This window comes from Bacillus sp. V59.32b (assembly GCF_003429085.1).
Classification (GTDB): Bacteria; Bacillota; Bacilli; order Bacillales; family DSM-1321; genus Peribacillus.
The window spans coordinates 1-7,404 of record NZ_QVTC01000070.1; the positions used below are offsets into that span (position 1 = coordinate 1).

At 40.9% G+C, this 7,404-nt stretch carries 12 protein-coding genes; 3 read left to right on the forward strand and 9 right to left on the reverse strand.

Annotated features, from left to right (window positions below; all coding sequences use genetic code 11):
- Positions 1-98: 98 nt before the first annotated feature.
- Both coaD and rsmD read right to left on the reverse strand, forming a co-directional pair.
- Positions 99-593, reverse strand: coding sequence for a pantetheine-phosphate adenylyltransferase (gene coaD, locus D0463_RS15440; RefSeq protein ID WP_117308277.1), 495 nt, complete (start codon positions 591-593; stop codon positions 99-101).
- A 12-nt stretch (positions 594-605) separates the two neighbouring features.
- Positions 606-1,172: a 16S rRNA (guanine(966)-N(2))-methyltransferase RsmD gene (gene rsmD, locus D0463_RS15445; protein WP_117308278.1), complete on the reverse strand. Its 567-nt coding sequence runs from the start codon at positions 1,170-1,172 to the stop codon at positions 606-608.
- A gap of 462 nt (positions 1,173-1,634) precedes the next feature.
- Here rsmD and D0463_RS15450 point away from each other — a divergent pair, with 462 nt between their 5' ends.
- A complete protein-coding gene (locus D0463_RS15450; protein ID WP_117308279.1) occupies positions 1,635-2,024 on the forward strand; it encodes a DUF7147 family protein in 390 nt (129 codons plus the stop codon).
- 44 nt (positions 2,025-2,068) lie between these two features.
- Here the strand turns inward: D0463_RS15450 and D0463_RS15455 are convergent, their stop codons facing one another.
- Entirely contained in the window at positions 2,069-2,344 is a 276-nt protein-coding gene (locus D0463_RS15455) for a YlbG family protein (RefSeq protein ID WP_117308280.1), read from the reverse strand.
- 143 nt (positions 2,345-2,487) lie between these two features.
- On the opposite strand from D0463_RS15455, the gene D0463_RS15460 reads away from it, so the two are divergent.
- Positions 2,488-2,811 carry a hypothetical protein gene (locus tag D0463_RS15460; RefSeq protein ID WP_117308281.1) on the forward strand — a complete coding sequence of 108 codons (324 nt, stop codon included), beginning with the start codon at positions 2,488-2,490 and terminating at the stop codon, positions 2,809-2,811.
- Between the two features lie 43 nt (positions 2,812-2,854).
- On the opposite strand, the gene D0463_RS15465 is transcribed toward D0463_RS15460, so the two are convergent.
- From D0463_RS15465 to D0463_RS15485, 5 genes are all read right to left on the reverse strand, one after another.
- Positions 2,855-3,301, reverse strand: a complete 447-nt coding sequence (locus D0463_RS15465; protein ID WP_117308282.1) for a YlbF/YmcA family competence regulator — start codon at positions 3,299-3,301, stop codon at positions 2,855-2,857.
- A 59-nt stretch (positions 3,302-3,360) separates the two neighbouring features.
- A complete protein-coding gene (locus D0463_RS15470; protein WP_117308283.1) occupies positions 3,361-3,783 on the reverse strand; it encodes a hypothetical protein in 423 nt (140 codons plus the stop codon).
- Positions 3,784-3,886: 103 nt separating this feature from the next.
- Positions 3,887-4,126, reverse strand: coding sequence for a YlbE-like family protein (locus D0463_RS15475; RefSeq protein WP_117308284.1), 240 nt, complete (start codon positions 4,124-4,126; stop codon positions 3,887-3,889).
- Between the two features lie 22 nt (positions 4,127-4,148).
- On the reverse strand, positions 4,149-4,574 hold the full coding sequence (locus tag D0463_RS15480) for a YlbD family protein (RefSeq protein WP_117308285.1): 426 nt from the start codon (positions 4,572-4,574) through the stop codon (positions 4,149-4,151).
- A gap of 75 nt (positions 4,575-4,649) precedes the next feature.
- On the reverse strand, positions 4,650-5,699 hold the full coding sequence (locus D0463_RS15485; RefSeq protein ID WP_254052825.1) for a CAP domain-containing protein: 1,050 nt from the start codon (positions 5,697-5,699) through the stop codon (positions 4,650-4,652).
- A gap of 268 nt (positions 5,700-5,967) precedes the next feature.
- On the opposite strand from D0463_RS15485, the gene D0463_RS15490 reads away from it, so the two are divergent.
- A complete protein-coding gene (locus D0463_RS15490) occupies positions 5,968-6,330 on the forward strand; it encodes a YugN family protein (RefSeq protein WP_117308286.1) in 363 nt (120 codons plus the stop codon).
- Between the two features lie 168 nt (positions 6,331-6,498).
- On the opposite strand, the gene D0463_RS15495 is transcribed toward D0463_RS15490, so the two are convergent.
- Complete coding sequence (locus D0463_RS15495) at positions 6,499-6,960, reverse strand: DUF420 domain-containing protein (protein WP_117308287.1); 462 nt, start codon at positions 6,958-6,960, stop codon at positions 6,499-6,501.
- Between the last annotated feature and the right edge of the window lie 444 nt (positions 6,961-7,404).

The window sequence follows — 7,404 nt, forward strand, 5'->3', positions numbered from 1 at the left end:
TCGAGGAGTCTCGCAGATTCCCTTCCCAAAAACAACATTATCGTTTAACAGAGCCTAAATAAAAAGGAAGCCCATCTTTGATGCGCTCCCTTTTTGTTTTATTTACCTTCTTGCTGTTGGTATTTTACGAGCAATGCTTGCCTCACTTTTTCCGGTACCAGTTCAGATATATCGCCGCCGTATTTGGCAACTTCCTTAACGATGCTTGAGCTTAAGAAAGAATATTGATTGTTGGTCATGATGAAAAAGGTTTCCACCTTTTCGTTCAGTAATCTGTTCATGGATGTGATTTGCATTTCATATTCAAAATCCGATACCGCACGAAGTCCGCGAATGATCGCGTCCGCATTAATACGGTTGGCATAGTCCGCAAGCAACCCTTGAAAAGAATCTATTTTCACATTGGGAATATGGGCCGTCACGTCTTTGATCAACGCTAAACGCTCTTCTACCGTAAATAACGAATTTTTGGACGAATTGTTTAAAACGGTTACATATACTTCATCGAAAACCTTTGCACCTCTTTGGATAATATCCAGGTGACCATAGGTAACCGGGTCAAAACTGCCCGGGCATACGGCGATCTTAGACATATTAAACCCCCTCTATTCAAAATCCAGCTGATCCCATTGATAAATTGATATGGCGATCGTCCCGTACACTTCATTTCGTACCTTCTTGAAATCTGCCACTTTATCTGGAAGAACATCTTCGCTGCCATGTTCACAAACGATATACCCCTGTAAGTCAAGCAGCCTTGCGTTATGTATTTGTTCCAGCAAAGAAACAAGCCTCTGTTTTTTATATGGTGGATCTAGCATGATTAACCGGAAGGTAAGCTCTCTTTTTATGATCGCCTTTAGCGCTCGTTCGGAGTCATTTCTATATACCTCGGCTTGTTCCGTGAATCCACACGCTTCCAGGTTCGCTTTCACAGTTTGGATCGCCTGGTGCTCCCTGTCTACAAAAATAGCGTTTTCGACGCCGCGGCTCAGCGCTTCGATTCCAAGTCCTCCGCTCCCCGCGAAAAGGTCGAGCACGGCACCTCCGTCGAAGTAAGGCCCGATGATATTAAACACAGATTCCTTCACTTTATCAGTTGTCGGTCTAGTTCCTGTACCCGGGACTGATTTTAAAGGCCTTCCTTTGCATGAACCGGAAACGACCCGCATATTTCTCACCACATTTTTTGACAAATTTCTGTTACCCAATAATCCTACCATAATCCATATGGGCAGCCAACATTTTAAAAAACTTTTCGCACTGCAATCCTGATAACCGTCTAATGGAGCGTATATTCCTGTTACCCGGGCATAAACATGCTGCTACCCGGCAGTCCTTTTCTTTTTAGATAGCGCACAAAAAAGTAGCCGGTTTTTGAATAATAAGGATAATTTTGGCCATAATACTAGTAACAACATCACTATCGTAGGTGTTGTTGCCAACCGCGGAGAAGACTTACGTTTCCCCATAAGTTCTTCCTCCGGTTTCTCCTCTCCCTTTGCCTTCTAGCCTTATTTAAGGTACGTAGAAGGACCCTGCAGAATAATCTGCGGGGCTTTTTTTTGCTATCTATTTGCGTCTTGGAAATGATAAAGTAGGAGTATCTATTTGCAAAGAAGGAGAGATTTTTTTTGATTCAGCGTTTTATCGAATTAGGGGAAGGTTATACAGATATATATGAACTGATTGAAATCGGCAAGTCAAACCGCCATCGAGTTGCCCGCCTGCTTTCCCTTCATACAAAAATAAACGAAAGAGAGCTGGCATCTCCGGTAATTGTGCTTGAGCCAACCAGCCCTGGCGATTTTCAGCCTTTGTATATTTGCCGTGAGGGCATTCCTAATCCCCGGGTCACACCGAACAAGCGATTTGAACTTTTTGAGGAGCTGGCACGTGAACTGGATAAATCCATCATTGAATTGGATGTTAAGGCATCGGAGTCATTCAAGGAAAAACAGCTCTATTATCAATACCTAATCGGAATATTGCGGATGAACCGTTATTTGGCACCTTTAAAATAAAGACAAAAAAAGAGCCTGAACTTCAAAAGTCAGGCCCTTCCCTCTTAAATACCCATCTTATAATCATATTCCTTTGCTTTGTCAGGCTTGGAGTTTTCATACTCCATTTTAATAAAAGGCTTATAGGAAAGCTCCACCTTTTTAACGAAAGAATAGCTTCTTAGTTTCTCAGAAAGTGTTTCCACGTCCTCCATGTCCGTATAAATAACGACATATTTCAGCTTTTTGGAAACGTAATGGATATTGCCAAATTTCCTGAGCATCTTCGCTTGTTTCAATGTATGTAAATATACGATGACTCCCTGTCTCGCTCCAAACATAGAATGTAACTCCCTTTTTAAAAACTTCGCTCTGACCGCGTTATGCCCGTATAAGGGTAATTTGTTTTATTAAGTGTAGCACAGCCTAAACTTTTCTTTCAAGCAGAGATATTTTGGGTTAAAGAATGGGTGGTGTAAATCCAATGGATTTGGAAAGCATTTGGTCTTCATTTATCAATAAGCTGTCTGCTTTTGAGGGAATTGAAAACGTTTCATATAAGAAGTCAGCTGGTATTCCCTTTCTTTACGTCCAGCATAGTGATATTACGGAAATGGATGAAGTGATAGCTTCGATAAAAAGAGCTTCGGCGAAATCGATGCGTGGCAAACAGCTGCACAGTAAGACAGTCTTCGTCAGGGTCGAGAGAAATATGATGGTTTTTCGGCACCGGTTTTATGTGCCCCAACGTAAAATGTTTTGCTGTGGGAATTTGTGTCCGGACTGCATCAGATTTGAAAACAAATAAGAAAACGCTTGGTTACCAGAACCAAGCGTTAACCCTCATTATATTATGCAGAGCAGCTGCAGCCACCGCCGGAGCCACATCCTCCACTACAGCTTGAAAGCGAGTCAAAAAACGGATTTCCGGAAGGTACTTTAATGTTCGGAGATACAGCATGTCCGATTTTCATACTAATTTCATCAAGAATGCCTTGGATTTCTGTTTCTGCCCTCTTGAAATCTGCGATAGTGGGATGAAGATCCATTGCCCGTTTAAGTTCTCTTATCTCAAGGTTTACCCGTTTGTATTCCAGATGATACTTTCCGAAACGCTGGACCTCTTCATAAAGATCTTTAAGAGAAGCAAATGCGCGGATTTTTTGCTGGGCTTCCCGATCGTTCTGCATTTTATATAAGCTTAGCCGGTAATTATCTCCCGCCTCAGATTGTAAGACCATCCCTGCCAGTGTATCGGCAAATTGCATAATTGTCACACTTTCCATAGTAGCAAGCATGAAGTAGCTCACCTCCACCATCATTTTATCATTTTTGAAAAACAGATGCTAACTTTTTCTTAGATGGTAGAGTGGATTTCAACGATGAATTTTTTCACCAGCCCTGTCGGTTTTCCGTTTTCATCGTAGATTTCCAATTTCACTTCATGCTTGCCCTCCGGTATTGCCTTTACAACGAACGCGGCCGTACGATAATCATTGATCTTTCTCCCGTCCAAAAACATGCGGGTGAAAGCCCTTCGTTTTTTGGACGACTGAGAAAAAGCGAAATTCTTCAAAAAGCATTCTACATACATAGAGTTGCCTTTTATAAAGTGTTTGACTTCAAATTCTTCAAGACTGTTTATCTTGAACGAAGCAACCTGGGCAGCAGGATGTTCAATAAACCCTATTTTCTTACTCTTGTTTTCCGGTTCGGGTATTTTTTGACCACAGGCTGAAACAATCATTAACAATGCACATAAGCTGATCAACAATTTCATGAGTCCCTGCCTCCTTTTGCCATTATTATTTGCAAAAAGAAGCAATTTACTCCTGCGGCTAATTTAGAAGAGATTGACCCATATCGAAAAAAAACAGATCAGCTTAAGTCTCTGAACCCATTGCTTGAACCATATGAAGCAGCATGTAGGTCATTTGTACTCCATCTGAAAACTTTGTAACTCGATGCTGAATCGATTTCTTAAAGAAAAAGGTTGCTTCCGTCTCCATTTTATCGAGTTGATAAGGATTTCTCATTAGTTGCCTGTACCAATACGGCTGGAGCCGGATAAACATTTTCAAATCCTGGTTGGCTTCTATTATCTCGAATACATCCTGTCTCATAATCCCTCCCGAAGAAAATCCTTTAATCTTTTCTAAAAGCAAATGGATTGGGCCGTGGCCTCCGTACCGTTTCGTCTACTTCCGGTACCTCTTCTTTCGGCTTATCCCCTTGAAAAGAAGAAATGACACCCTGAATGGCACCGAGAGCCTGATTAGCACTTGAAATATATTGCTGAATTTGATTCATATCCATATCTTTAAAGGATTGTAGCAGGAGAGATACAAAATCGCTCTTGTTCTCTTCGTTCAATTGATTGGATTCTTTAGCTTTCGCCATTTCCCCTTTATATGCATCCCATTGTTCATGGTTGCCGCCTAACATGTACCATTCCTCAAATAATTCTTGCCAGGAATAGTTACCCTTTTTAACTTCCTGTCTTAGCATCGGGTGCTTCTTTACGAACCGCTTAAATTCTTCAACCGACGGACGGGTTTTTTTCTGAGCCACAATTGTTCACCTCACACCATGACATACGCCTATTCCAGCATATGCTTATAAAGCGAAAGTGTGACGGCTCCTTTTTCATTCTGATTTAGCAATAAAGTTTTGCGTGTAGTATTTCTGATGTACGCCTACGCCCAAATGAGTAAATTCTTCGTTTAGCAGCGCTTCCCTGTGTGCTTTACTGTTCAGCCAGCCTTCCATGACCGAAATAGCATCCGAATACTTTGCTGCAATGTTCTCCCCAGCGAGAGTATAAGCTATATCGCCTTTTTCGAGCCTGTCCTTTAATTCACCTTTCGTTGGAGATGTATGGGAAAAAAAACCGTCATCTGACATATCCATACTATGAAGGTAAGCTACCTCAGCCGTTGGTTCATCCCATTTCAATTCACGTAAATCAAAGCGATTTCTCATAATATTGGAAATATCAAAAATTTGCTGTCTGTTCCCGTTTTCGACCTTCGTCCATTCCTCATCGCTGAGAGGATTCTCTTCAAGCATTTCGCCTCTATATGTTATTTCATACGGCCTCTGCTTTAGAAGGGTATCTTCATTAAGAAATCGCACACTGGAAACCTTTCCTGTAAACTTATCTAAATAAAGTTGGACATATACCTTTCCCAGCTTTATCAAAGGTCTCATGTTCATATCCTCTTCAGACAGTTCAAAACGATAAGAGCTGCCTTCCGATTCAATCTCAACCGATGTCTCCACAAATACACTCGAATAAATCTCATCAATTGTCTGGCCAATTTTGAATGGGGCTATATTTATATCCTTGCCGATTCCATAAGATGAAACAACTCTGCCGTTTTCTACCGCTAGCTGAAAATATTTGTTTTTATCGTAGTTGTAAATCCACCAATCATAACCATAAGAAGATGGATCGATTCTAGCTGGTTTCCCATATATTTTTTCAACCTCGGACGTTTTTTTTCCGATAGAGGCCGCAATTCCACCTTTTGCGGAAAGTATCCCTGCGTTTTCATCATCTTCTTTATCGTTTTGTTGTATGTCTTCCCGATTTTCCGGCTTAATTCCCTTTTCTCCAAAAAGAATCGAGTTTTCATCGTTATTCAGGCCAATATTGAAGTATATGCCGATGATGAAAAAAATAGTTGCAAGCACAATAATCTTTACCAATGTCCGCAGAGGAAGACTCCCCCTCTCTCAATCTATATAGAAAAATATTGATTTTTTTCCTTAATCATGTTACATATCAATTATATCATTGTTTGTATCGCATTTATATATATCAAACTTTCATTGCAACTTGTATAATTTCGTACTATTATAAAATATGAGGGAAATTTATCTATATGTAACATACTTGGAGGATTCAGGGAGTCATTCGGACAACTTCTCCATGGGATTTGCAAAATAGGAGGGTATATTCGTGAAATTTGAAAGCTATCGTTTTGAAAATTTTACAGCCGATTTAAACCGACTTGACGAAGTAATGCCAGAGCATGGTTTATTTCGCGGTGAACAATGGGATTATGAAAGAGTCAACTATGATCGTAAATTTGAATTGAAAGATGGCACTTTTTATCTTCGTGTTCAGGGCTTTGCAGTTGAAGGCGATGTCGGCGCACACAAAGCGGTTATCGAACTTATGACACCAACTCTTGGTAAACATTATTACCCGTTTGGTGTTGAATATGGAGAGGGTGAAACTTTCCCTGCTTCCCTTGTTAAGCAATGTGAACAAATTCTCGCCGAAGTAAAAGCAGAGCTTGAGCAATTTTCCGGACTATAAGCGAAATTCGAAGGGCGCATGAGTATTCATGCGTTTTTTATTTTGCTTTCCATAAAGAAAACTCGTCGATTGACGAGCCCTAAGGCGGAGATTAGTCGTAGTTGCACTGATGTAGATAGGAAAGTTTAAAAAGCAGGGGATTTTCCCAAATCCGCTGCTTCTTCAATCCTAATAACCAAGGATCGCCCGTATGACTGAAGTTGTCTGCCCGCCGTGATAAAATACATAAAGCAAAAGGTAAACAGCGACGCCTGTAATAGCGGTAAAAAACCAGATGACACTTGTGATCGGCCCGAGCTTCCTGTGCCTAACTAAATTGTTCTTAAACCCGGCTAGAAGAGTTACAATTCCAAATACAGCCCCGGTCGTTGCCAACGTAATATGGAACACTAAAAAGACAGTGTAATAGATTTTCAAATCATCCGGCCCGCCAAAGGATGTGTTGCCGATAAAAATGGTCCGGGAAACATAGATCACAAAGAAAATCAAAGCAAAAACCGCTGCCGTAATCATCGTTTTTTTGTGCGTCTCTATTTTTCGCTGCTTAATTTGATACCAGCCGATCGCAACAGTTATCGCGCTTAATACAATAAATGCTGTACTTATTGTTGGAAGTAGTGGTAAAGACATAATCGATTAGAACGCCCTCTCTATTATATGTATATCATCTCCCCATTTTATTATAAGGAAGAAAGAAATTACAATGAAATTCTTTATTATTAACAGAATGATCAAATATTCCCCTGATTTTTCCACACCATTCATATCAGAAAAGCGCAAGCACCCTCAAGTAATGAAGAACGACTAAGACCGCCCCATCGTTATGTCTTCGTCGTTCTGACCCACATCCTGTGGGCCTCCGACCAGCATAAGGCGCACCTCGAAGGAGGGCCAAGTAAGGACCGTCAGCTAAAATCCGTCACGTCCTGTGCGTCGGGGCATGGCTGCTTAAGCTAGACATCAATACATGTTGAAAATTATATTCTTTCTTTTCTTTAAGGCTCTGTTAAATTCATTGTTGATTTTCAAATGGTCATGGAATCTACTCGCTTTCCGCGGACGAACTGGCAAGCC